Source organism: Shinella yambaruensis, assembly GCF_050859155.1.
Taxonomy (GTDB): Bacteria; Pseudomonadota; Alphaproteobacteria; order Rhizobiales; family Rhizobiaceae; genus Shinella; species Shinella yambaruensis.
The window spans coordinates 2,764,562-2,788,147 of the sequence record NZ_CP150638.1; the positions used below are offsets into that span (position 1 = coordinate 2,764,562).

Sequence of the window (23,586 nt, forward strand, 5' to 3'; positions counted from 1 at the left end):
TTTATCGTTACTAGACCCCGCAAAATCAGCGAAAAGAAAATCCTGTTAAAGGGGTTTGCTCCGCTGCCTCCACCAATCCCGCGTCTTCGCGTTCTGCCGCTCCGTGGCCTCCTTTACCATGCGGTCGAAGACCTCGAGCATGCCCTTTATGGCGGCGACGTAGTCCTCGGTATTGAGATCGAACCAGAACTTGTGCCGCTCGCCGCGGGCGCTCAGGTTGATATGGATTTCCCCGAGGCCCGGATCGAACTGGAAATGCGCCGACAGGCCCCTGTTGGAATTCCAGACGCGCTGGCCCGACGGCGGCAGCTTCGGAGGGAAGATCAGATACGGGCAGGTCTTCGCGGCCTCGGGAACGATGATTTCCCAGAACCGGTCCACCCTGGGGTCTTCCAGAACGGTAGGGTCTGCTTCCAGGCCGTACACCCGCATGACGTCAGCCCGTTTGAAGACTGTATCGACGTGCTTGCCCCCTTTTACGAACTTCACGACGGGTTCGACACCCTCCCGCTTCATCTTCCAGCTAACGGCATGTCCAGAGATGCCCATGCCATGGCCGAAATCCGAAGCCTTGGCGTGACCGGCCGCGAAAGCCTCGACAGCTTTTCTGGAAATCAGCACCTGCCGTGGACTGGCTTCGACCTCGCCGAGGTGGCCATGCTTCACCAGAATCTGGGTCGTCTCGTAGGTCATGTTCAGGAGCGCCTGGGCCTCGCCCATGGTCATCGTATCTTCTGACCTAGTGAACGACTGGCGCTTCCGCTTGGCATCGGTCTGGACCATCAGACGCTTGAAGCCCGGAACGTTGTCCCGCTTCTCGCAGATGACAATCTCGCCCTTGAGGCAGGCAACGGCGACAGTACCGGGCAGCAGATTGTTGCGAACGCGATAAGTGTGCAGCGTCAGTCCGTATGCGGGTGAGCCGGTCACGGGCAATTCGTCGATCAGACGGAGAACGGCATCGATCTGATCCGGCGAGTACCGTCCCCCGTTCCGTCGTCCAGGTTTTAGGTCCGTGAAGACCTTGAGATAGCCGGCATGCACGAGATGACGGATGGCGTCCTGATGGATACCGAGCCGCCGGGCTGCCTCCGAAATCGGGATCAGGGTATCCTTGTACTGGGCAATTGTTTGCACGGCATCCGCAGCTACCGTGCGGCGCGCTCTGTTCCTTTGAAGGATGCCGATCTCGCTTGCGAGCTGCACTACTGCGCGCGGCCCGATGCCGAGATTTTTGGCGATTTCCAGACGCGGCACGAATTCGACGTCGAAGTCCTCATCGCGGACACGGCGATCGTACTCCCCCGTCTCGAAGGCCAAAGCCTCATGAAAAGCTCGGCGAACGGTTGCCCTCAAGCTATCGGGGAGAAAGTTCAGCTTGGGATATCCCCACGAGAAATGGCGCGCTACTCCACGCGCCGTGTGGCCGCGCCTGTGTTTGCGGTGCCATGCCCGAAAAGCCTCGGCGAGATCGCCCCGATCGCCGCGTAGCGCCTCGAAACCAACATCGGCCGACTGCTGTCCGATGGCGGGATGCTTGCGCATGGGCTTGTTTTCAAGGAATCGGCCGACGAACTCGCAATAGTCGATGACATCGGGAATGGGAATGGCATCAAGAAGCGGAGCCGTCGTTGGTTCCAGCCAGCCGAACCGGCCGAGAAGATACCGCGCGAACGGCGCGCCGTCGCTTCGATGTGGCAGCGGGCGGCCGAGGGCGAATCCATCACGCGAGTATCCGAAGCCAAGCCAGGTCCATGGGACGTGCATACCGCCTTCGTCGCGGGTCTCGAGTTCGACGCAATGGATCGGGCAGTGGCGGATGGATTCCACCTCCCACCATCCGCGATGATGAGCTGACTCATGGATGCAGCCTGGACACCAGCGTCGCGGCTCGAACCGGATATGGTGATAGGGCAAGCTATGTCCACGGAGGACATAGCCATCGCCATCGCGGAGCGGAGTGTTGAACCGGAGGCGCTCAAACCACTCGGAGGGCATGGGATGGCGCTCAAGCGTTTCCATGAGCTGGTTTGTGGCGACCCGGTTAACCTCCAGGTCGTTCCAGTTCGCAAAGGTTGTCATGGTAACCGAACCTTCCAGCTCGGCCAACCGCATGAAAAATCCATGGGCGGGTTCGTCAAGCGCCGGAGTGGCATCCCACCTGGAGAATACGAGCGTCTGGATGAACACCATTTCAGGCAGCCTTCTCGAATGGGTAGGTTAGGTCGCCCGTCCGCTTGCGCAGGAAACATGCTTCGCGAAGATGACGCCCCTGGATGCAGGGCGACCCGTCGAAGATTGCCTGCCGTGCCGCATCGATCACGATGTTCATGGTCAGGCCGACGGAACCGTTCGCTGCGAGCCTCCACTCGGTCTGCCATTCCTCGCGGTCGAGGACTGAATCCTCGGCAAACGGAAGCCTGTTGGAAACCCCGATCAAGAATCCGAGATAGTCGTCGATCTCGTCGGCAATCGACATGTTGTGCTCGAGAAGATGGACTGTGGGAAATGATCCGCGGTTGAGATGCTGGGCCTCATTAAGCATCGAGGCCTCAACCGTATACAGACCCGACAGCCAGACCGAGCACGAACCGCTGTCTGCCAACGCCTTGATCAGCGAGAGAATGGAACGCCGTTTCGCAGGCGGGGCTGAGAAAATATAGTGGGAGTCATCGAACACGACGAGTGGCGTTCCATGCGTCGCCACTCGTCGTACGCATTTTGCCTCGAGAGACTTGCCACCGATATACGGGACCGAAGACGCTCCGGTCGCCAGGAAAAGAGCCGAAGCGACATCCGGCGCTCCCCAGCGCTCCATCACCGGGATGTATGCCATCGGGAAGACATAGCCGGAGCTATCGTCAAGCCGATAGGGCTTGTTCTCCCGCAGCAGCGTCTTGAGCATGAAGCTTTTGCCTGCACGGGAGTTACCGAGGAACCCAGCGATCTGACCTACAATCGGAGCCCCCTGCGGACCGGGCCGATGAAGCTTTTGGAGGCGGGCGAAAGTCTGGTTGAAGCGTGGATAGCGGTACAGGAGATTTTCGACCATCCGCTGGCGCGCCGCCGGAGGAAGCGTAAGCATCTCACGGCGGGCCTCGTTATCGTTGGCAAAGGAAATCTCGTGGAAGTCAGGGAGGATGATCATTCATCAAATCCTTTTTTGGCAAGGCGCTCGCGCAGTGCGGCGCGTCTCTCCGCCTCGGTGGTAAGGGGGGCTTCTACAAGGGCTTCTACGGGGGCGATGGCATCGAAAACCGGGCCGGAAGGTTCGGTGCGCGGAGTGCCGCGCCGCTTGTGTTCGGCTACTGCATCCTCAAGGGGATCGCGCTCCACGATCTCGCCATCATCGGTCTGAGAAACCAGGGCCGTAGGCGTCCCGTTGCGGCCCCTGCCCGGGCGGTTGGGAGACTTCGAGCGAGCGGGTGCAGGGCTGAACGGGGCCGCGAAATCCAGATGGTCGGCACTCGCCGCCTCGCTCTCTACCACGTTTACGATGGCCGAACGCTTGAGCTTCCGGGTGACCTGGCTATGGAACTTCGCGAGCGCCTGCGCCGTACGCTGGAGTTTCCTCTTGTCGAGGAGCTTCGAAAGCTCGTCGGGGTAAGTTCCCTTCGCGCGCTCCAAAGACTCGATTGTGATCGGCTGACGCTTAAACATCTTGTTGTGATGCTCGACGACCTTGCGGTGTACGAAAAGCCGAAGTCCGTCCATGTAGCGCGCGCACCGACCGTTCGGCCTCAGCCTGATGGAGCGGTTCCGCCGGTATGGATTGGTGATGAACGCGGTCGAAAGGTCGGCCGTATCCATCGTCAGCTCGTACTTCTTGCCGGGACGGTGTTCAGGGTGGGCGGTGATTTCGAGAAGGTCCTCGGAGTACCAGGTGAGGTGTTGGTGGGTGACGCCGTCGTTCTGGATCGTCACCCATGCCCGGTGGCCGCCAAGGGAAACAAAGATGTTGGGGTCGATGGGGTCACGCGGCGGCATGTTCTTGATGTCGGCGTCCCAGACCTCCTGCGGGATGGCCTTCATGCGAGGCGTGAGACCAATGCCGCGCCGTGGCGTGTTGTGGTACTTCACGATCCACAGAGTGATGAAGTCCTCTAACTGCTGGAGGCTGATAAGCGGAAGACCTAACCCCTTCGACTCATCAAACATCTTCCGGCGCTGGACGTTCGACATCGTCGTCCCAGGAAGGACGTGAAATACCTGTTCGCTCAAGGTGCGGAACATCCGCTCGACCAAACCTTTTCCCGTCGGCTCGCCGGGGATGGTCTCGATGATTTCGAAACCGATTTCCTCGGAGGCACGGGTAATGTCTTCGCCCCTGAGGAATGATGCGTTGTCGGAAGGAATCGCCATCACGTCGCCGTACTGGTTCCATTCGGCTCCTGGGAACCGCGACATGTCCTTGGGGTACAAAGCCATGCGCATCCCGTAGAGGAACGCCTCGTAGCTCTGGTTGTCGAAGTGGACGGCGAAACCGAGAATGCAGCCGCTTTTCTTCGAGACGAAGAAAAGGACGCTGGGGCGGCCGAACAGGCACAGATACTCGGCGTCGTAAACGCAGATATCCGCTTCCGTGTAGTCAACCTCGACGATGCTTAGGCTATGATCGGGCAACTGCCTGTGCGTGAAAAAGCTATGTCGGCTGCGAGCGGCGTCGGGACCAAAACGCCAAAGGTCCTTTGAATAGTCATCCGGAGCCGCCATACGGCGCTCGAGCGTGCGAAACTTCGGCAGATTGTAAGTACCGTCTGGGAGCTTGTTCTGCTCCAGAAGCTTGCGGTGTTCCTTCTTCGCCAGTTCCAGCTTGAACTGCTCTTCCACGTTCAGTGCGCTTCCCTTCGGAAGGGTCCATGCCCACTGCACGCATTCGTCGAGGATTTCCTCAATGCGAGGATCGAACTTCTCGACGGTGTTCCCGGCGGAAGTGTCGGTCACCAGCGCCATGATGCGGTTGAACGGGTTCGCCTCGTATTTCCCGAGCCAATCTCTCAGAGAGTTGTAACAGGGCACCCTCGGATCACCCTTTTCCGCAGCGTGTCGGGCGGCAACCTCCAGCATCAGCTTCTTGGTCAGTTTGACCTTGCCGCCCTGACGTGCCTCGACGAGTTTGCGAGCGTACCACCAGCGGCGGATCGCAGCCGCCCTGTCTTTCTTAGAGATCGAAAGGTAGTTCTTGATCTTGGGCGTCTCAGGTTGCTCGGCCCCTCGCGTCGCGGCGGAATTGAGAGGAACGAATTGGCCTTCGCGCAAAAGAATGCTGATCTGCCAGTCGGAGAGAAACTCCGTCTCGCTCGTATCGGCGTTCTGGATCATGAACCTTTCACCCATCAGCCCGTACTTGCCGCGCGAGAGAATGGCGCAGTATGCGACCTTGGAACGAGCGATGTTGAAGAGTGCGAACTGCGCTCCCTTCGTAAGATTGAAGGCCTGAGCCTTGTGGTTGGCCGCACCGACGGGATGGGGAGGAATCTCAAGTTCCGATAAGCTGGAGGCGGGAACTAGCGATCCGCGCTTCAGAAACTCGCTCTTGTTGTGCATGAACATCAGGCGGCCCTCCCCTGGGAACCCGAGACACCCATGGTTTTCGTCACTGTCGACGAGAGAGCGATCGGTGTGGAGATATCCACCTTCACCTCACCTTGGACGGCAAGCCACATGACCGCGGAGAACGCCCGCTTCACTTCGTGCAGTACCCGCCGCTGCGCGACGCTGCCGTCCTCCTCGTAGAAGACGTGAGCGCGTTCAGACAGCGCGGCGGCGTCGGTGATGGTTTGGATGGTGGTGGTTTCGGGAAGCATTGTCAGCGCCCGCCGAACCTCCGTAACGGCTTCTACGTCGTGACGGTAGGCGTGGTAGCGAATGGTCGCGAGGTTTACCATTCTTGGCTGGATGTGAAGCTCTCGCTCGTCGAGCACGGCATATGTCGCGCGGTATTCTTCCCAGAACACACGCTTCAGCGTGGCCGTCCTACTGGCGATCCATCCCCTTTCTTCCTGGATCGACAGTGGGATGACGTCAAAGAACGACGCTTGCTTCTGCTTACTCCAGACCCCGATCATGGGAATGTGACTGACGGAGGCGATCACGCCGTGCCAGTTCGTAATCTCGTATTCAAGTTTGATCGGGTACGCGCTGATCCTGACGACGTCAGGGTTGGTCTCGAAGTGGATCAGCGCGTCGCGCATGAGCGTAGAGCGCGCCCTGATCGACTTCTGCGCGGCCTTGCGCGTCGGGAAGCTGACCGGGATTTCTTGCCGTTTCTGGCTTTTGGCTACCTTCACCAAAGGAACGTGGTCGTCGCCGAAGCCGAAAAACTTCATGAGCTGTTGTTCGTTCATTTCTTGTCTCCAGACATGGCTCCGCCGACGCCGATCCTCGCAACCGGCGGAGTCGGTTACAGATTGGGCAAAAAGCTCAGCAGTCGGTCGAAGGATCGTCTTCGTACAGATGTCCCTGCCACTCGCGCATCAGCTCGGCGATCGAGTTGCATTCGCCACCGAGTGAATCGAGTTCGGCGGCACGAATGGGACGCGACGTGGAAATGGTAAGTTCGGTAATGAACATGGCGCACTTCTCCTCTCCCGCCGACGCGCAGTCGTGCGGGCTACGATGAACTATGGGGAGAGACACGCACCTCGGAGCGCGTGCCTTTGCGGTCAAAGTTCGGAGAGGTCAATGGGACCGCCGAACTGCGGGCAAACGACTACAAACTGCCAATGGCAGTCATATTCGCTTGTCTATGTGCAGTCCGAAGGCGGTCATGGGATCATCCCGTGTGTGAGGAAACGGCATGGCTCATCGTTTCCGTTCTCGGTTTGTACCGGACGAATTCGGTAAGTCAACCGGGCCCCTGCCCGTCGGACTGCAGATTGTTAGATTAGACGTTTGCCAGAATGGAAAAATCCGTTGACAGGGCAGACCCAGCCGGCAACACTTGCCCGGCTTACTCTTTGCAAGGGGTGGCATACATACCAACGGGCCGACCTGTTCAGAGGTTGGCCCGTTTTTATTTTCTCTGTCATGGGCATCTTCTCCGTTCCCATGGATCACAAGTACGATTGCATTGGGATTGTGCGACGTGGAACTTGCAAGAATTTTCTTGTTCACATCGTTTTGCGGATTTTCGTTTAAAAAATTAAATTTCAGTGCCAACGTCAGCGCATGAAGAAAGATCGAATTGCTGGCGTTTCTTCAGAGGGCATCCTCCGATCCAGAAAAATCCCGGAAGTCTATAATTTCATCGTTCGCACTATTTCCCAATTTCACCGTCGTTTCCGTTTTCACTGAGAAATACCGGCTTGTCGAAAAAAATAGACCTGGGCCCCTAGACATCCCTTATTTTTGTTCTATTTTCGTTCTCCATGAAAACCGACATCCACACACATTCGCGAATACGATGACGTCTTGTCAGCCATGAGGGCTGGCGGTCATCGGCGATATTGTGGAGTCTGTTACATGCGTGTTTCCCGTAAGACCGAAATCCTGGACGTCGCAAAGGCGGTGCAGACGCGGTCCTCCTTCTTCCCGCGAGCCACGATCAAGAGCGAAGGGCCGGTCACGTTCCGGTCCCAGGTCGCGCGGGACATCGCATGCCTGTTCGACGTGGATGCGGAAGTGGAAACTTGGACCTGTGATCCGCCATTCCTCTCCGTTGGCCTGGAATACCATGTCTGTGATTTTCTTGTCTGCCACGTCTCAGGACAACGCATTCTCGTCGATGGTTTCGATCGCACAGAGACAGCCGATACTGCCCTGTTAGAGGCGGCTGCCGCCGAGGCGGGATTCCAGTACAAGCGTCCCCCCAAGATCGAGGTCTATGGCGGCGCAAGGCTCCGCAACGCGAAAGACCTGCTGCGATATGGAAATTACCAGGCCACGCTCGGAGATCGGGTCAGGCTTCTGGCGGCTCTGGAAGAGCATGGGTCGTTGAGCGTCGCCGAATGCCTGACCGCGTTCTCCGAAACCAGGCCTGTAGCCGGTCTGGCATCGATGGTTCTGAATGGCTTCGTGGAAATCGAACTTGACGACGAACTGATCGGTCCCTCGACGGCGGTGAGACGCATAGCGAGCTGACGTCAGCCGTTTCCGCCATCGTTTTCGAGGAATATCACATGCGTAAAATGCCCGACGTCGACGTAACCGACTTCTCGCTTCCCAGACGACGCACGCGCGAGCTGTCGCTTTCGACCCAATTGGCTGCCATCTCCCTGCTGCGGGTGCTTCGGCCGTTAATCCACAGGTCGCGTCGCTTCGTGGCCACGATCGTCGTGCCGGAGGATGCGAACGTCTACGACTATTCTGTCGCCGCCCACTGGATCATGGAAAACCCGCGCGCCGGTGGCATCCCAATGACGGTCCACTACGACATCTTCGCGGTGAACGATAAAGATGACTTCAGGAACTCCGTTAAGCTATCTAGGACCAACGAAGTCCGCAGGGCGATCGTCCTGATGCAGAGTACGGCGACGCTGGATGCAGACGCGCACCTAGCATCCGATTTGGTGGCGGTTCTGCCGAGGACATCTGGTGAAGACATCAAGATCGCCGCCATCCGAATGGGCTTCGGCCGGATCAGCGACAAAGACGCCAAATTCCTCAGCGGCCACAGTTTGGCTAGCCTCACCATGGCCATGCGAGCGGGCAGGCCGATTGGCAACGCGATCGCACGCTTGAAAGCGCACCCCGCCAAAGAGGAAGAGGAGCAGCCGGTATCGGTCGTTCTACCCTTCCCGGATAAGCCGACCTTGCAGGACCTCCCTGCCTATGGGGATGCCAAGACCTGGGGTCTCGAACTGGCCACCGATATTGCAGACTGGAAGGCCGGCAAGCTGTCGTGGGCCGATGTCGATCACGGCATGCTCCTGTCGGGACCTCCGGGAACGGGCAAGACCTCATTCGCCACCGCACTCGCGAATACCTGCGGCATGGTGCTCGTTGCGGCGTCCGCAGCCCGCTGGCAAGCCAAGGGACACTTGGGCGACTTCCTGAGAGGTATGCGCGCGGCGTTTGACAGCGCGAGGGCCTGTGCCCCGTCTATCCTCTTCATCGACGAATTCGACAGCTTCTCGGCTCGCGAAGAGTACAGTGGCGACGGCGCGAGTTACTCTCGCCAGGTCGTGAATGGCCTCCTGGAATGCCTGGACGGCATCGACGACCGCGAAGGCGTTGTGGTGGTCGGCGCGACCAACTTTCCCGATCTTGTAGACCCCGCTCTCCTGCGGCCGGGCAGACTTGACCGTCAGTGTGTCATCCCCCTCCCCGACGCCAAGGGCAGACTCGACATCTTCAGATACCAGCTTGGCAATGACCTGAAGTCCCAGAACCTCGATAGTGTCGTGAAAAACTCGAGAGGCTGGACGGGGGCCGATATCCAGCGCGCTGCTCGCGACGCGAAACGATCGGCCAGGCGCGCCGGACGCGAACTGGAGTTGAAAGACCTTCTGTCAGCGATGCCGGCGCGAGTGATGTTGCCAGCCGAAGTAATCGAGGCGGTGGCAATCCACGAGATGGGCCATGCTCTCGTGAGCGTGAAGCTCCAATCCGATCCCCTTGTGTATGTTTCCATCGAGGACAGCATGGTTCAGGACACTAAGTTCACGCCGCTGGGTGGAACCCATTTCAGGGAGGCTGCTATCCGGCGCAAGACGTCGACCTATTTCGAGAACAGGATCGCAATGCTTTTGGCAGGGATGGCAGCTGAACGCCTCGTGTACGGAGATCACTCCATCGGCTCGGCCGGCGACGAAAAGGCAGACCTCAATATTGCCACTGACCTCGCGACGATGATGGAAATTACGTGGGGCCTTGGCCGATGGATGATCTCCGAGGCTGTCAGCACGCCCGAGGCACTCTCCCTAGCGAGAACTCGCCGCCCGGAATTGGCTGACATCGTGGAGTCTACACTAAGGACGCAATTCAAGCGCGCGACCGACATTTTGGAACCGCGACGAGAACTGCTGGCATCGTTGGCGAGGTCACTGGTCAATAGGAAGACCCTGTCAGCGGAAGAGATCGAAGCTGCGGTTGAGAATCACGAGCGACAGATGGATGGCGGCACGGCGGCCTTGGTGGGATCGAGTTCTTGAAATTGCCTGAGGTCTTTAGTTCAGGCTGAAGACCCCGAGTCTTACTGGAAAAAAGCCAGCGACCAGAACCACTCCTGCTGTAAGTGCGCGCGATCCGTTGCCAACCAACGCGCGCTGATAAGCGCCTGCAATATCGACATGGCGGTCGTCAAGTAGCCGAAGCCGGACACCGCGATTCAAAAATTAATGTGTTTTCTAAATAGTTTAGGCCGAACAGCGCTCTGTTCGGCCTTTTTTCGTTCCCTATCGCGGCTTGCCGCGGCGCATGCAGAGAGTTCAGAGGTAGATGGCGGCCGGATCAGACGTTTGTGGCGCGCCAGAGCAGAAATGGTGGGCCCGGCAGGACTCGAACCTGCAACCAAGCGGTTATGAGCCGCCGGCTCTAACCATTGAGCTACAGGCCCGTCCCGGCGGGTGGCCGGGGGCGTCGGTCAATGGCGGCCGACGCGTAGAGACCGTCTAGACGAATTCGGCGGACCTCACAAGCGTCGCCGTATTCTCTACACAATCACGGGCGAAGAACGGCGCAAGGGACGCAACCATCAGGAGATTTTCTTTATGTTCTACGGAACCCTGGGCCGCCGCACGGGCGCCAGCCTTGTCGCGCTTTCGCTTGCTCTTGCCGCTGCGATGCCGATGGCCGCGCGGGCTGAGGACAGCGCCAAGCCGCGCGAGGCGACCATCGTCGTCACCGGCGAAGGCCGCGCGGAGATGGCGCCCGACATGGCCCTGATCGACCTCGGCGTCGTCAAGGACGCCAAGACGGCCCGCGAGGCGCTCGATGCCAACAACAAGGCGATGGCCGACATCCTTGCCGCACTGAAGGAAGCCGGCATCGAAGATCGCGACCTGCAGACCTCCGGCTTCATGATCAACCCGCAATACCAGTATCCGCAGAGCTCGACCGGCGAGAACCCGCCGCCGGTGCTGATCGGCTTCCAGGTCACCAACACGGTGACGCTGCGCGTGCGCGATCTCTCCAAGCTCGGCGAGATCCTCGACAAGGCCGTGACGCTCGGCGCCAACCAGGGCAACGGCATCCGCTTCGTCAACGACAAGCCGGATGCCGCCGTCAGCGCGGCGCGCAAGAAGGCCGTCGAGAACGCCATGGCCAAGGCCAAGGAACTGACGGATGCCGCCGGCGTCGGCCTCGGCCGCGTGCTGGAAATCTCCGAAACCACCTATCGGGCCGAACCCATGCCGATGATGCGCGCCATGGCCAAGGACTATGCCGAAGGCGGCGCCGTGCCGCTCGCCACCGGCGAGAACAGCTATTCCGTCACCGTCAACGTGACCTTCGCGCTCGGCAACTGAACCGCGCGGAACGACGCGTTCTCGAAAGGGCCGGGCAACCGGCCCTTTTTCGTCCCGGACGATCATCCGTGAAACGGGTGCGGACGATCATCGGCGGGGAAAGGCCTCGCTCCCGTATCCTGCAGCAGGAAGCGCGCGGGTACCCTTCCCCTGCAAGCCCTCTTCGCGGCGCCGCCTTCACCGTGAACAGCATGCTTCCATCCCGCCCAGGGCAATCGCCATCGCACGGTATCGCCGTTCCCTTCCCTACCCGCCGGAAGCGTGGGCAGGCCGCACGCCCTTCGTTCCACGGCCTGCGGTCCTACGGTCCTGCCGGGGATGGTGAGGCGCAAAACGCAAAAACCCTCCCGGCGGAACCGGGAGGGCGGCCGCTCGCCGGCCGGGGGTGACCTTGCGGGCGGCGTTCAGGGAAAGGCCGGCGAACCGATCTTTCCGCTCAGCGCCAGAGCACCGGGCAATAGCGGTCGTTGGCAAAGACGATGCGGCCGTAGCCCTGGTAGCGGAAGCCCTCGACGACGACCTTGCGCGGCGTGACATCGGCGATGCGGGCGCGGCGCAGGCCGAGGTCGTGCGCCTTCACCATGGCCAGGCGAGGATCGCAGCGTCCGCGGCCGCCCCAGTTTCCATGGCGGCGATCGTTCCGGCGATCCCAGCGATCGCGGCGCCCGTCATGGTCGCGGACTTCGAAGAAACCGTTGCGATAGCCGACCTGCTCGATCGACAGCTCGATATTGGCGGCGGAGGCGGCCGGCATCGTAGCCGTCAGCGCGCCGAGGCCGAGAACGGCGGCAAGAAGGGATTTTTTCAGAAAGCGGGTCATCGGGGGATCTCCTGTTCACACCGGCCGGGCCGTTTCGTCCGGCGATTGAGGAGACCTTAGAGGCGCGAGGCTGAACGGAGGCCGAAGCCGTCGTTCAGCCTCCGTTCAACTTCATGAACCGGTGAAGAAGGCAATGCGGGTGATGGCCCCGTCCTCGAGCTCGAGCAGCAGAATCTTCTCCTTCGAATAGGCATCGCCCGCCGCCGACCTGCCGCGCGCCGTCAGGCGGATCGCGACATTGTTGCCGAGCGCATCGCTCATCACCAGCGCGTCGCCATAGCTTTCGTCGAAGGCCTCGAAATGCCGGGCGAGACGATCGCGCAGCGCGGCGCGGCCATTGTCCATGCCCTCTCCGATGCCGGAGATCGAGACATCCTCGTGGACCTTGCCGGCAAGGGCGGCGAAGTCGCGGGCGTTCAACGCCTCGATGACGGCATGGTTGATGCTTTCGGTATTCGCCATGAACATCTCCTTCGAAATCCGCCGCGCGGGCGCCCGCCGGGCGTTCGCGGGCGACAGGCGAGAACAGGACCCGGAACGCAATCGCGACACGCTCCGGGATGGATCGCCGCAGGAACGTTCCATCGTGCCGGCCGGTTCCGTCAAGGGCCGAGATGCAGGACGATTTCGCGCCGGTGCGGCCGGTCGCGGTGCTCGAAGAGATAGAGGCCCTGCCAGGTGCCGAGCGCGAGGCGGCCGCCGACGACCGGAATGCCGATCGAGACGGCTGTCAGCGCCGCCTTGATATGGGCCGGCATGTCGTCCGGCCCCTCCAGCGTGTGCACGATCCAGCGCATGGCAGGATCGTCCGAGGGCGGCACGAGCCGGCGGAAGAACTGGTCGAGATCGCGCCGCACGTCCGGATCGGCATTTTCCTGGATGAGCAGCGAGCAGGAGGTGTGGCGGACGAAGACCGTCAGCAACCCCTCCTCCACGCCCGCGCGCCGCACGAAGGCGGCGGCCTCGCCGGTGAATTCGTAAAGCCCCTGCCCGCGGGTCGGAACCGTCACGATCGTCTGCGGCATGCGGCGTCGCCTCAGCCGATGGCCCAGAACAGGGTGCCGACGACCACGATGAAGGCGAGGATGACGCCCATGAAGCGCGCCAGGCCCATATTCGTGTCCGTCGTGGTTCCGACGATCGCGTAGTAGAGGTTCGTCATGGCGTGTCCTTTCTTCCGGTACCGGATAAGGGTTTAGCCTGCTTCCCCCCGGCTCACAACTCGACCACCGCCTCGAAGCCGCCGTAGATCATGCGCTTGCCGTCGAAGACATCCTTCCATTCGTCGCCCTTCAGGCGCTCGTCCGCCATCACCTTGGCAAGGATCTCGTCGCGCTTCGCGCGCGATTCATAGGTGACCCAGGAAAAGATCACCACCTCGTCGTCCTTCGCCAGAACGGCGCGGGGAAACGAGGTGAGCTCTCCATAGGGCACGTCGTCACCGATGCATTCGACATAATCGATCGCGCCGAGCTCCTTCCAGACATCGCCCGCCGTGCGTGCCATGTCCTTGTACCGCTCCAGATTGGCCTTCGACACGGCCAGCAGGAATCCATCGACATAGGTCATGATCGTCTCCTTCTTGGGTTTGGACATGACAAGGACGTGTGTCGGAAGGCCGATCCGACAAGGGGGCGTAATTTTATGCGATGACGGGCGCGCAGAAGCCTGAACCTACCAGCGCGGCGGAGGAGCGTTGCGGATCGCCGCCTCTATGAAATCCCGCTTTGCAGCGGTGTAGGCATCTCCATCCAGAAAGAACCGTCTGGAAAGTTGCTGCTTCAACGCGCCGTAGGCTTCACGAAGCGCCCCGTCTTGACGCAGCCTGTCACGAAACAACAAGCGCTTGCGATGCGTCTCATTTCCCGGTGGGCACAGATAGACACGGCAGGCAGGCTCCCATTTTGCCAGAAAGGCCCACATATCGTCGTCATAGCGGTTTCCCCGCGCGCCGTAGCCCGCCTGCACAATGCGCTGGCAGGCAGGCTCGATCAGCTCCCGGCCGCAAAGCGTCACATCGATATCGATGATTGGCTTGGCGGCAAGCCCCGGCACGGCGGTGCTTCCGACATGGTCGATTGCATTGACGGCATCGCCGAGCAGCGCCCGAAGAGACTTTGCAATCTCCGCGAACAAATCCGGCCATGCCGCGTCATAACCGACGACGATGACGGGAGTGGGCAAAGCCGATCTCCTTGTCCCGATGGAAGCTGCGCGCGGAAACACCAGCGTGCACGACCGAAACGCTGAACCATCGTAGCGGCAATCCGTCCTGCCTACCATGCCCCGCAATTCTTCAACTGTCGCGAATAGCTGACCGCCATGTTCGACGCGCGCTTCGCGCCGGCCTTGGCCGTGCCGCTCCAGTTGCCGCGCGAATAGCCGGCATGGCCGTGGTAGTAGGCGATGTAGAGGCGGTAGGTGTCGTTGAGGGCGATGCCGTTCCTGCGGTTGCTCTCGGCGTGATACCAGGCGATGAAGCGGATCGCGTCGGAGAAATCCGTGCGGTTGGCGGCCCAGCGGCCGGTCACGCGCTTGTATTGCGCCCAGGTGCCGTCGAGCGCCTGCGAGAAGCCGAGCGCGCTCGATTGCCGCTTCCAGGGGATGAAGCCGAAGAGCTTCGTGCGCGGCGGGCGCGCATTGTGCCGGAAGCCGGACTCCGTGTAGATCGTCGCCATGAGCACGGGAACGGGCACGCCATATTCCCGCTCGGCGCGGTAGGCGGCACGCCGCCAGTTGTCGAACAGGCCGTCACGTTGCTCGAAGATGGCGCAGGCATTCTGCGTCTGCCGCGGAACAGACGCGCATCCGGCAAGCAACAGGAGGACGACGATCAAGACGCAACGCATCGCAGTTCCTCAGAATTTCCCGGATATTTATAAATCGTAAATCTTAACAATCCGTTTTGATTCAATTGCCGCATACCGCCTTCCATTCACGCGGGTGATCCGCCCATCAAATATGCAAATGCATTATTTTGTTGCGCTTTTTCCCCTTCCGGCCTAATCAATCTGCAGCACGCCGGCCTTTCGTGAACGATTGTTCCGGACCGTGAAAGAACCCGCTCCGCATCGGAATCCGGCAAGCGCCGTCCGGACGCGTGAGCATCTGCGACCGGGCCGCCCCATGGCCCCAGTTGAGGAGACTCCCATGAAGAAGCAGATCTTTGCCGGCGCCCTGCTCGCCGCATCCGTCGCCTTTGCCCCGCTCGCCCATGCGGACATCGTCATCGGCCTCGTCGCCCCGCTGACCGGCCCGGTCGCCGCCTATGGCGACCAGGTGAAGAACGGCGCGGAAGCGGCCGTTGCCGAGATCAACAAGAACGGCGGCATTCTCGGCGAACAGGTCGTCCTGAAGCTGGCCGACGATGCGGGCGAGCCCAAGCAGGGCGTTTCGGCCGCCAACCAGATCGTCGGCGAAGGCATCCGCTTCGTCGTCGGCCCGGTGACCTCGGGCGTCGCCATCCCGGCCTCCGACGTCTTTGCTGAAAACGGCGTGCTGATGGTCACCCCGACGGCGACCGCGCCGGACCTGACCGCGCGCAGCCTTGAAAACGTGCTGCGCACCTGCGGGCGCGACGACCAGCAGGCCGAAGTCGCCGCCGCCTATGTGCTGGCGAGCCTGAAGGACAAGAAGGTCGCCGTGATCCATGACAAGGGCGCCTACGGCAAAGGGCTGGCCGATTCCTTCAAGGCCGCGCTCAACAAGGGCGGCGTCACTGAGGCGCTCTACGACTCGGTCACCCCTGGCGACAAGGATTTCAGTGCGCTGATCACCCGCCTCAAGGCCGATGGCGTCGAGGTCATCTATTTCGGCGGCTACCATCCGGAAGGCGGCCTGCTCGCCCGCCAGCTGAAGGATCTCGCGGTCAACGCCACGATCATCGGCGGCGAAGGCTTGTCGAACAGCGAATACTGGGCGATCGGCAACGAAGCGGCTGCCGGCACGCTCTTCACCAATGCCTCCGACGCGCTGAAGAGCCCCGATTCGCAGGCCGCCGTCGCCGTGCTCAACGAAAAGGGCATCCCGCCGGAAGCCTTCACGCTCAATGCCTATGCCGCCGTCGAGGTTCTCAAGGCCGGTATCGAGAAGGCCGGCAGCGCAGAGGATTCGGCCGCCGTCGCGGCAGCGCTGAAGTCCGGCGAAGCCATCCCGACCGCCATCGGCAAGCTGACCTACGGCGAGAACGGCGACCTCACCTCGCAGAGCTTCTCGCTCTTCAAGTGGGAAGACGGCAAGATCGTCGCCGCCGAATAAAGCGAAAGAAGCCAAGAACGGAAAACGCCCCACATGCCGCGTGGCAACTGTGTTCAAGCGAAGTTAGTTTTGTCGCGCTGCATTGCATTGAGGATCGTGATGAGCTTTCTTGCGACGGCGATGATGCCGGCCTTTGCGGAGCCTGTTCTGGCTGAGACGGCCTGATGGAAGGCGCGCAGGCGCGCTGAGGCCTTGATCGCGCCGAGGGCCGCCATGTAGAGGGCCTTTCGCACCCTTGGCCTGCCGCCCTTGATGCGGCGGCGGCCGGATCTCCTGCCGGAATCGTCATTGAAGGGAGCAAGGCCGGCAAGGCTTGCGGCTGTTTTGGGCGAAAGGCTGCCGAGTTCGGGCATATGGGCCAGCAGGGTCAAGGCTGTCACCTTGCCCACGCCGGGCGCGGAGGTAAGGCGGTGCGCCTGCTGAGCGAGATGTCCATTCTTCATCTGCTCGTCGATCGCAGCCTGGATCGAGGCGATCCTCTCGCCGAGGATGGCGATCATGGCCTCGATGTCGGCGCGGACGGCGGGATCGAAGGCATCGCAAAGATGCCGGCGCTCGGTTGCACGGGCATCGACGAGCTGGTCCCGGCGGCGGGCAAGGGCCGCCAGCCGTTCGCGCACCGGGCAAGGCGGCGCCTCGGCCGTCAGGCCGAACATGGTTCCCATCTCGCAAAGCGAGCGGGCATCGATGCGGTCGGTCTTGGCCAGCCGTCCCCGCGCTTCGGCAAAGCGCCGGGCCGTCTTCGGGTTGACGCGGGCAAAGGCGATGCCGGCCTGCGAAAGACACAGGCGCAGCAGCCGGTCGCAATGACCTGTCGCCTCGAAGACGACCAGGTCGGTGGCCGGGTCGAGGCCACGGGCAAAAGCGGACAGCGCGGTCTGCTCGTTGGGAATGCGGCAGAACCTGGCCGTTCTCGGATCGAAGATGTCGATCATGTCCTTGCCGATGTCGCAGCCGATGAAGGTATGGTGTATCGTCATGGCGCCTGCTCCTGTGTGCGGGGTCTGTGGCGACAGCCCCGTGCAACTGTTCAGGTTGATGGGCGAAGCGGGAAGGGACCAAGCCACGCCGCGGCCTGCCGTCACAAACGGCGGCCTGGATCCTCTCGGCCTCCTTCCCGCAACCATCTTACATCAGACCAAACACACAGGATCCTCGGGTCAGGCCCGAGGATGACGGCAGTGGATGGGGCTGGGTTTACCGGCGAATCTGACGCCGGGGCGAGAGCCCCGGCGTTTTTGTTTGGCGACGTCCGCCTCGCCTCTCCTCCGTCATGGTCGGGCTTGACCCGACCATCCATCCAACAAACGCTGCGCTTGCCGCTGGTTGACGGCAGTGGGTTGGGTGGGGTTCACTGGCAAACTTGGCGCCGGGGCGAAAGCCCCGGCGGTCTTGTTTGCCCTCACGCGTCGCCGTCGGAATGGGCCCAGTCGAAATAGAGGTCGCGCGCCTTGGCGGTGACCGGGCCGGGCTGGAGGTCGCGGTCGTCGAGGCGCGTCACCGGAACCACCTTGGAATAGTTGCCCGAGGTGAAGATCTCGTCCGCGCTCTCGAAATCGGCGACCGTCAGCGTCGTCTCGACCACCTCGAAACCGGCTTCCTTCAGCAGGCCGATGACGCGCATGCGCGTGATGCCGGCAAGGAAGGTGCGGTTGGCGGCGGGCGTGAAAACGACGCCGTCCTTGACCATGAAGATGTTGGACGAGGCGGTTTCGGCGACATTGCCCAGCATGTCGCGCACCAGTGCATTGTCGAAGCCGCGCTTGCGGGCCTCCACCAGCATGCGGGCATTGTTCGGATAGAGGCAGCCGGCCTTGGCATCCGTCGGCATGCATTCCACCGTCGGGCGGCGGAAGGGCGAGAGGGTCAGCGAGGATGCGGCCTTCGGGTCGCCCATCGGCGCCTCGAAGAGGCAGAGCGCGAAGCGGGTCGATTCCGCGTCCGGCGCCACCACGCTGAACGCGCCGTGCTCGGCCCAGTACATCGGCTTGACATAGATCGCCGTCTTGCCGTCGAACTTCTTGACGCCTTCCCAGGACAGCGCCTCGATCTCCTCTGCCTTCACCACCGCCTTGAGGCCGAGCGCCTCGGCGGAGCGGTTGACGCGCTGGCAATGCAGGTCGAGGTCGGGCGCGATGCCGTCGAACCAGCGCGCGCCGTCGAAGACGGTCGAGCCGAGCCACATGGCGTGCGAGGTGGGGCCGATGAGCGGCGGGTTGCCTGAAACCCATTCGCCGTCCACGAAGGTCCAGGTCGTCGAGCGTGGTGAGGTATCGACTGGCATTTTGTAAACTCCTTTTTGCCCATCAAGGCCCGGCGGGCCGGACCGGTCAAGTCACAAATGCCTTCCGACAGCCGGTCGCGCTTGTCCATTCAAGATGTTGAATGGGTGCATCAGGCCTTATCATGGGTGGCGCCGTTGAGGGCATTCGGGGCGCATGCGATACAAAGGCGGAAGGGAGATCACCATGCGCGCGATGTATTACGAAGCCTTCGAGGCGACACCCGAGATCCGCACCCTGCCCGACCCGACACCGACACCCGGCGGCGTGGTAATCAAGGTGGAGGCGACCGGGCTCTGCCGCTCCGACTGGCACGGCTGGATGGGCCATGACCCGGATATAAGCCTGCCGCATGTGCCGGGCCACGAGCTCGCCGGCAAGGTGGTGGCCGTCGGCAGGAACGTGCGCCGTTTCCGCGAAGGCGAACGGGTGACGGTGCCCTTCGTCTCCGGCTGCGGCCATTGCGGCGAATGCCGCTCGGGCAACCAACAGGTTTGCGAAGAGCAGTTCCAGCCCGGCTTCACCCATTGGGGCTCCTTCGCCGAACTCGTCGCCATCGATTTCGCCGACCACAATCTCGTGCACCTGCCGGACGCGATCGACTATGCGACGGCCGCCAGCCTCGGCTGCCGCTTCGCCACTTCCTTCCGCGCCGTCGTCGACCAGGCGCGCGTGACGGGCGGCGAATGGGTGGCCGTACACGGCTGCGGCGGGGTGGGCCTCTCCGCGATCATGATCGCCGCCGCGCTCGGCGCCAATCCCATCGCCATCGACATTTCCGCGGAGAAACTGGACTTCGCCAAGAAGATGGGCGCCGTCGCCGCCATCAACGCGCGCGAGGTCGCCGATGTCGCGGAGGCCGTGCGCGAGATCACCGGCGGCGGGGCGCATGCCTCGGTCGACGCCCTCGGCTCGCCCGTCACCTGCTTCAACTCGATAAAAAACCTGCGCCGGCGCGGACGGCACGTGCAGGTCGGCCTGATGCTCGCCGACCATGCGACGCCCCAGATTCCCATGGCTCAGGTCATCGGCCACGAACTGGAAATCTACGGCAGCCACGGCATGCAGGCCTGGCGCTACGACGCCATGCTGGCGATGATGGAAAGCGGCAAGCTCGCCCCGCAACGGCTGATCGGCCGGCATGTCAGCCTGGAGGAGGCCGTGCCCGCCCTGACGGCGATGGACAAGGCAACCGACCTCGGCATCAGCGTCATCACGCGGTTCTGAAGGGGCCATCCGGCCTGGCTTCGCCGCCAGGCCCCTCATCCCGCTGCCGCGACCTTCTCTGCCTGCGGCAAGGCCGTCGCATATGGAGTGCGACGTTGCCCCAACCCCTTCTCCCCCGCGAGGAGAAGGTGGCCCGAAGGGTCGGATGAGGGGGTGAGACAGGCGCGATATTGCAATCATTTAAGCCTTCGGCCTCCCCCTCATCCGCCTGCCGGCACCTTCTCCCCGCGGGGGAGAAGGGGATGGGGGACGGTTTCCTTCCCTGTACGATGGCCCTGCTGCGGACAGAGAGAAGAAAGGGAGGCAAAGTTCCTCCCAACCAATACGCGTTCGGGAAGGGGAAAAGCGTGCCTCCTTCCCTTCTCCCCCGTTTACGGGGGAGAAGGTCGCGGCAGCGGGATGAGGGGCGGGCGCCAAATAATTTGACATTCCCACGTCGATGGCGACCAATCGCCGTCGACAATGCCAGAAGGAATCGCCGCCCATGTCCCATGCCGCCTATGTCTTCGACGCCTATGGCACGCTGTTCGACGTGCACGCGGCGGTGCGCCGCCATGCGGGGGATGTCGGGCCGAACTACCAGATCTTTTCCGAGATCTGGCGGGCCAAGCAGCTCGAATATTCCTGGACGCGGGCGCTGATGGGCGCCTATGCCGATTTCTGGCAGCTCACCGAGCAGGCGCTCGACTATACGTTCAAGCGCATCGGCGGCATCGATCCGACGCTACGCCAGAAGCTGCTCGACGCCTACTGGAAGCTCGACTGCTATCCGGAAGTGCCGGCCGTGCTGAAGGCGCTGAAGCAGCGTGGCGCGCATATCGCCATCCTCTCCAACGGCTCGCCCGCCATGCTGGCCTCGGCGGTGAAGAATGCCGCGCTCGACACCGTCATCGACGACATCTTCTCGGTCGATGCGCTGAAGACCTACAAGACCGCCCCCGCCGTCTACGATCTCGTGACGACGAACTACCGGCTCTATCCGAATGCCGTCTCCTTCCAGTCCTCCAACCGCTGGGACATTGCCGGCGCGACGAAATTCGGCTTCCGCACCGTCTGGATCAACCGCAGCGACATGCCGGACGAGTATTTCGACCTTGGCCCCGCGCTGATCCTGCCGTCGCTCGAAAGCCTCTGAACGGAGCCGCCATGGCCTGGTCCGCCGCGCAATACCTGAAGTTCGAGGACGAGCGCACCCGCCCTGCCCGCGACCTGCTGGCACAGGTGCCGGCCGACCTTGTCGCCGGAACCGTCTACGACCTCGGCTGCGGGCCGGGAAACTCGACGGAGCTGCTGGTGGAGCGCTTTCCCGGCCGGGGCGTGCGCGGCGTGGACAATGCCGGCGACATGCTGAAGGCCGCGCGCCGGCGCCTGCCCGGCGTCGATTTCGTCGAATGTGACCTTCTGAAATGGCGCCCGCACGAGCCGGCTGCCCTGCTCTTCGCCAATGCCGTCTTCCAATGGCTGCCCGATCCGGTGGCGCTGATGGCGCGGCTGGTGGAGGGCTTGCGGCCCGGCGGCGTGCTGGCCGTGCAGATGCCGGACAACCGCAACGAACCCTCCCATCTCCTGATGGAGGAAAGTGCCCTTGCCGGCCCCTGGCGGGGCGCATTTGCCGAGGGCACGCCACGGCGCGGCCCGATGCCCGATCCGGCCGCCTGTTTCGACGCGCTCGGTCCGAAGGCCGCCCGCGTCGATGTCTGGCACACCGTCTACAACCATCCCATGGCGGATGCGGCCGCCATCGTCGACTGGGTGAAGGCGACGGGCCTGCGTCCCTATCTCGACCGCCTGCCGACAGGAGAACACGACGCCTTCCTCGCGGACTACGAGAACCGGATCGCGAACGCCTACCCGCCGATGGCCGACGGGCGCCGGCTGCTGCGCTTCCCGCGGCTCTTCATCATCGCCGTCAAGGGCTGATCACCGCCCCGCGCGGAACCTCTCCTTGAGTCTCGCGATGTCCGCCGCACTCCAGTCCGTCACGTCCGTCACGGCGATCCACGGATCGACATAATGCTCGCCGGCATAGACATGGCCGAGCCCCATCGGCGTCGTGGTCGCCATGGCCATGTCGAGCGTCAACTGCAGGAAGGTGACGACCGGATACCATTCGAAATCCGGCGAGACATCCGGCCCGCGCGGCACGGCCATCCAGGCCGGCTGGCGGTAGAAGGCATAGGGATCGTAGAAGGTGATCGGGTCGCTGGCATACTGCAGGTAGACGATGCGCATCGGCCCCCAATGGTCGCCCGCCGCCGGCAGCGCGTTCTTCTGGCTGGTGAAGCGCACATAGGAGCCGTCACGGAAGCGCGGCAGCCAGGCGGGCGTGCCGGGATTGCGGTCCGCCGTCATCTTGCGCCAGATGCGGCTCGGAAACGGCGGGCCGGCCCACAGCGCCCCCTGGTAGGGATCGCCGATCACCTCGAAGAGTTCGGCCGACTGTTCCGACGACAGCGCGCCGAGGCTGAGGCCGTAGAGATAGAGCTTTGGTCTCCTGTCCTTCGGCAGGCTCGTCCAGTGGCCGTAGACCGCGCGGAAGAGCGCCCGCGCGGCCTCGGCGCCGTAATCCGGCTCGGCGAGCAGCGAAAGCCAGCTGGCGAGATAGGAATACTGGATGGCGACGCTGGCGATGTCGCCATGGTGCAGGTACTCGACCGTGTCGATGCCCTCCGGATCGATCCAGCCGGTGCCGGTCGGCATGACGATGACGAGCGTCGCGCGCTCGAAGCCGCCGACACGGATCAGCTCGTCGAGCGCGACCTTTGCCCGCGCCTCCGGCGTCTCGGCGGCGTTGAGGCCGGCATAGACGCGCAGAGGCTCCATCGCCGGCCTGCCCGTGAAGGCGGCGATGTCCTCTCCCGTCGGTCCGCTCGCCACGAAGGAGCGGCCCATGCGGCCAAGCTCGTCCCAGCGCACCAGCGAGGCGGTGCTGCCGGATTTCCGGGGATCGGAAGGTTCGGCCGTGTCCGGCTCGATCACCTGGTCGAGCCGGCGGAAGGAGGAATCGGCCGTGTGCAGCACGAAGCGCACCAGAATGCCGTCGGCCAGCGTCCAGAACAGCGTCGCGGCCAGCGCCGTGCCGATGACGGAGGAGAGCCGCCGCGGCGCCGCCCGGCGCGAGGTCCTCGCGAACAGCCGGGCGAGAAAAGCAAAGAGCCGCCCGAGGCCGAAGAGCACGAGGAAGACGGCGAGCGCGATGAGCCCGACATAGAAGGGATGCGCCGTCTCGATCGGCGGCAGGTGCATCAGCGTGCGGATGGAGTTCTGCCACTCCGCCGTGCGCCAGAGGAAGACCAGCGCCACGACGCCGCAAAGGCCCCCCGCGCCCGCGGCAAGCCAGAGACGGACCCGGTCCTTCGCCTCCGGCAGCTCGAGCCAGAACCACAGCGCGGCAAGCGCCACGCCGAGCCCGTAGCCGCAGGCCATGGCGACGCCCGAGAGCACGCCCTGCGTGACATAGGTGCGCGGCAGGAGGCTCGGCGTCAGCGAGGCGGCAAAACACAGCGTGCCCAGGATCAGCCCGGTGGCGGAGAAGGAGAGGACGAAGCGCCAGAGCCGATCCCGCATGACTACCCTTCCGTCGTTCCATTCA

At 62.6% G+C, this 23,586-nt stretch carries 22 protein-coding genes and 1 tRNA gene; 7 read left to right on the plus strand and 16 right to left on the minus strand.

The genetic code is table 11. The features are described 5' to 3' along the window. Positions 1-45 precede the first annotated feature (45 nt). The 5 genes from WMC41_RS13545 to WMC41_RS13565 form a co-directional block, all read right to left on the minus strand. Positions 46-2,193: a TniQ family protein gene (locus tag WMC41_RS13545; RefSeq protein ID WP_432343913.1), complete on the minus strand. Its 2,148-nt coding sequence runs from the start codon at positions 2,191-2,193 to the stop codon at positions 46-48. A 1-nt stretch (position 2,194) separates the two neighbouring features. Continuing rightward, positions 2,195-3,148, minus strand: a complete 954-nt coding sequence (locus tag WMC41_RS13550; protein ID WP_432343916.1) for a TniB family NTP-binding protein — start codon at positions 3,146-3,148, stop codon at positions 2,195-2,197. Then, the gene (locus tag WMC41_RS13555) at positions 3,145-5,553 is read right to left on the minus strand and encodes a hypothetical protein (protein ID WP_432343919.1); all 2,409 of its coding nucleotides are present in this window, start codon (positions 5,551-5,553) and stop codon (positions 3,145-3,147) included. The genes WMC41_RS13550 and WMC41_RS13555 overlap by 4 nt, the downstream gene beginning before the upstream one ends. Then, positions 5,553-6,347, minus strand: coding sequence for a hypothetical protein (locus WMC41_RS13560; protein WP_432343921.1), 795 nt, complete (start codon positions 6,345-6,347; stop codon positions 5,553-5,555). The genes WMC41_RS13555 and WMC41_RS13560 overlap by 1 nt, the downstream gene beginning before the upstream one ends. 76 nt (positions 6,348-6,423) lie before the next feature. After that, positions 6,424-6,573: a hypothetical protein gene (locus WMC41_RS13565; protein WP_432343924.1), complete on the minus strand. Its 150-nt coding sequence runs from the start codon at positions 6,571-6,573 to the stop codon at positions 6,424-6,426. Positions 6,574-7,464: 891 nt separating this feature from the next. Here WMC41_RS13565 and WMC41_RS13570 point away from each other — a divergent pair. Together WMC41_RS13570 and WMC41_RS13575 are read left to right on the plus strand one after the other, a co-directional pair. Then, entirely contained in the window at positions 7,465-8,082 is a 618-nt protein-coding gene (locus WMC41_RS13570) for a hypothetical protein (RefSeq protein WP_432343926.1), read from the plus strand. A gap of 38 nt (positions 8,083-8,120) precedes the next feature. After that, positions 8,121-10,094 (plus strand): AAA family ATPase, encoded by a 1,974-nt coding sequence (locus tag WMC41_RS13575; RefSeq protein WP_432343928.1) that lies wholly within the window; start codon positions 8,121-8,123, stop codon positions 10,092-10,094. Between the two features lie 328 nt (positions 10,095-10,422). Here WMC41_RS13575 and WMC41_RS13580 read toward each other — a convergent pair. Continuing rightward, a tRNA-Ile gene (locus tag WMC41_RS13580) sits at positions 10,423-10,498 on the minus strand. A gap of 154 nt (positions 10,499-10,652) precedes the next feature. On the opposite strand from WMC41_RS13580, the gene WMC41_RS13585 reads away from it, so the two are divergent. Next, positions 10,653-11,408: an SIMPL domain-containing protein gene (locus WMC41_RS13585; protein WP_432343930.1), complete on the plus strand. Its 756-nt coding sequence runs from the start codon at positions 10,653-10,655 to the stop codon at positions 11,406-11,408. Between the two features lie 436 nt (positions 11,409-11,844). Here the strand turns inward: WMC41_RS13585 and WMC41_RS13590 are convergent, their stop codons facing one another. From WMC41_RS13590 to WMC41_RS13620, 7 genes are all read right to left on the minus strand, one after another. Then, positions 11,845-12,228, minus strand: a complete 384-nt coding sequence (locus WMC41_RS13590; RefSeq protein WP_432343932.1) for a hypothetical protein — start codon at positions 12,226-12,228, stop codon at positions 11,845-11,847. Between the two features lie 111 nt (positions 12,229-12,339). Continuing rightward, positions 12,340-12,690, minus strand: coding sequence for a nuclear transport factor 2 family protein (locus tag WMC41_RS13595; RefSeq protein ID WP_244766938.1), 351 nt, complete (start codon positions 12,688-12,690; stop codon positions 12,340-12,342). Between the two features lie 140 nt (positions 12,691-12,830). Continuing rightward, positions 12,831-13,253: a secondary thiamine-phosphate synthase enzyme YjbQ gene (locus WMC41_RS13600; protein WP_432343935.1), complete on the minus strand. Its 423-nt coding sequence runs from the start codon at positions 13,251-13,253 to the stop codon at positions 12,831-12,833. 11 nt (positions 13,254-13,264) lie between these two features. Next, positions 13,265-13,390: a hypothetical protein gene (locus tag WMC41_RS13605; RefSeq protein ID WP_367830846.1), complete on the minus strand. Its 126-nt coding sequence runs from the start codon at positions 13,388-13,390 to the stop codon at positions 13,265-13,267. A gap of 53 nt (positions 13,391-13,443) precedes the next feature. After that, a complete protein-coding gene (locus WMC41_RS13610; RefSeq protein WP_288081358.1) occupies positions 13,444-13,797 on the minus strand; it encodes a DUF1428 domain-containing protein in 354 nt (117 codons plus the stop codon). 105 nt (positions 13,798-13,902) lie between these two features. Beyond that, entirely contained in the window at positions 13,903-14,412 is a 510-nt protein-coding gene (locus WMC41_RS13615) for a GrpB family protein (protein ID WP_432343938.1), read from the minus strand. 92 nt (positions 14,413-14,504) lie between these two features. Continuing rightward, positions 14,505-15,077 (minus strand): transglycosylase SLT domain-containing protein, encoded by a 573-nt coding sequence (locus tag WMC41_RS13620; RefSeq protein ID WP_244766942.1) that lies wholly within the window; start codon positions 15,075-15,077, stop codon positions 14,505-14,507. Between the two features lie 301 nt (positions 15,078-15,378). On the opposite strand from WMC41_RS13620, the gene WMC41_RS13625 reads away from it, so the two are divergent. After that, the gene (locus tag WMC41_RS13625; protein ID WP_244766943.1) at positions 15,379-16,485 is read left to right on the plus strand and encodes an ABC transporter substrate-binding protein; all 1,107 of its coding nucleotides are present in this window, start codon (positions 15,379-15,381) and stop codon (positions 16,483-16,485) included. A gap of 53 nt (positions 16,486-16,538) precedes the next feature. Here WMC41_RS13625 and WMC41_RS13630 read toward each other — a convergent pair whose 3' ends face one another. Then, entirely contained in the window at positions 16,539-17,465 is a 927-nt protein-coding gene (locus WMC41_RS13630) for an IS110 family transposase (protein ID WP_432343942.1), read from the minus strand. 422 nt (positions 17,466-17,887) lie between these two features. Further along, positions 17,888-18,769: a branched-chain amino acid aminotransferase gene (locus WMC41_RS13635; RefSeq protein WP_432343944.1), complete on the minus strand. Its 882-nt coding sequence runs from the start codon at positions 18,767-18,769 to the stop codon at positions 17,888-17,890. Between the two features lie 184 nt (positions 18,770-18,953). On the opposite strand from WMC41_RS13635, the gene WMC41_RS13640 reads away from it, so the two are divergent. The 3 genes from WMC41_RS13640 to tam all read left to right on the plus strand — a co-directional run bounded on the left by WMC41_RS13640 (position 18,954) and on the right by tam (position 21,914). Beyond that, complete coding sequence (locus WMC41_RS13640; RefSeq protein ID WP_432343946.1) at positions 18,954-19,994, plus strand: zinc-dependent alcohol dehydrogenase family protein; 1,041 nt, start codon at positions 18,954-18,956, stop codon at positions 19,992-19,994. Between the two features lie 484 nt (positions 19,995-20,478). Beyond that, complete coding sequence (locus WMC41_RS13645; RefSeq protein ID WP_432343948.1) at positions 20,479-21,129, plus strand: haloacid dehalogenase type II; 651 nt, start codon at positions 20,479-20,481, stop codon at positions 21,127-21,129. Between the two features lie 11 nt (positions 21,130-21,140). Beyond that, the gene (gene tam, locus WMC41_RS13650) at positions 21,141-21,914 is read left to right on the plus strand and encodes a trans-aconitate 2-methyltransferase (protein ID WP_432343951.1); all 774 of its coding nucleotides are present in this window, start codon (positions 21,141-21,143) and stop codon (positions 21,912-21,914) included. Here the strand turns inward: tam and WMC41_RS13655 are convergent, their stop codons facing one another. Further along, positions 21,915-23,561 (minus strand): alpha/beta hydrolase, encoded by a 1,647-nt coding sequence (locus WMC41_RS13655; protein ID WP_432343954.1) that lies wholly within the window; start codon positions 23,559-23,561, stop codon positions 21,915-21,917. Between the last annotated feature and the right edge of the window lie 25 nt (positions 23,562-23,586).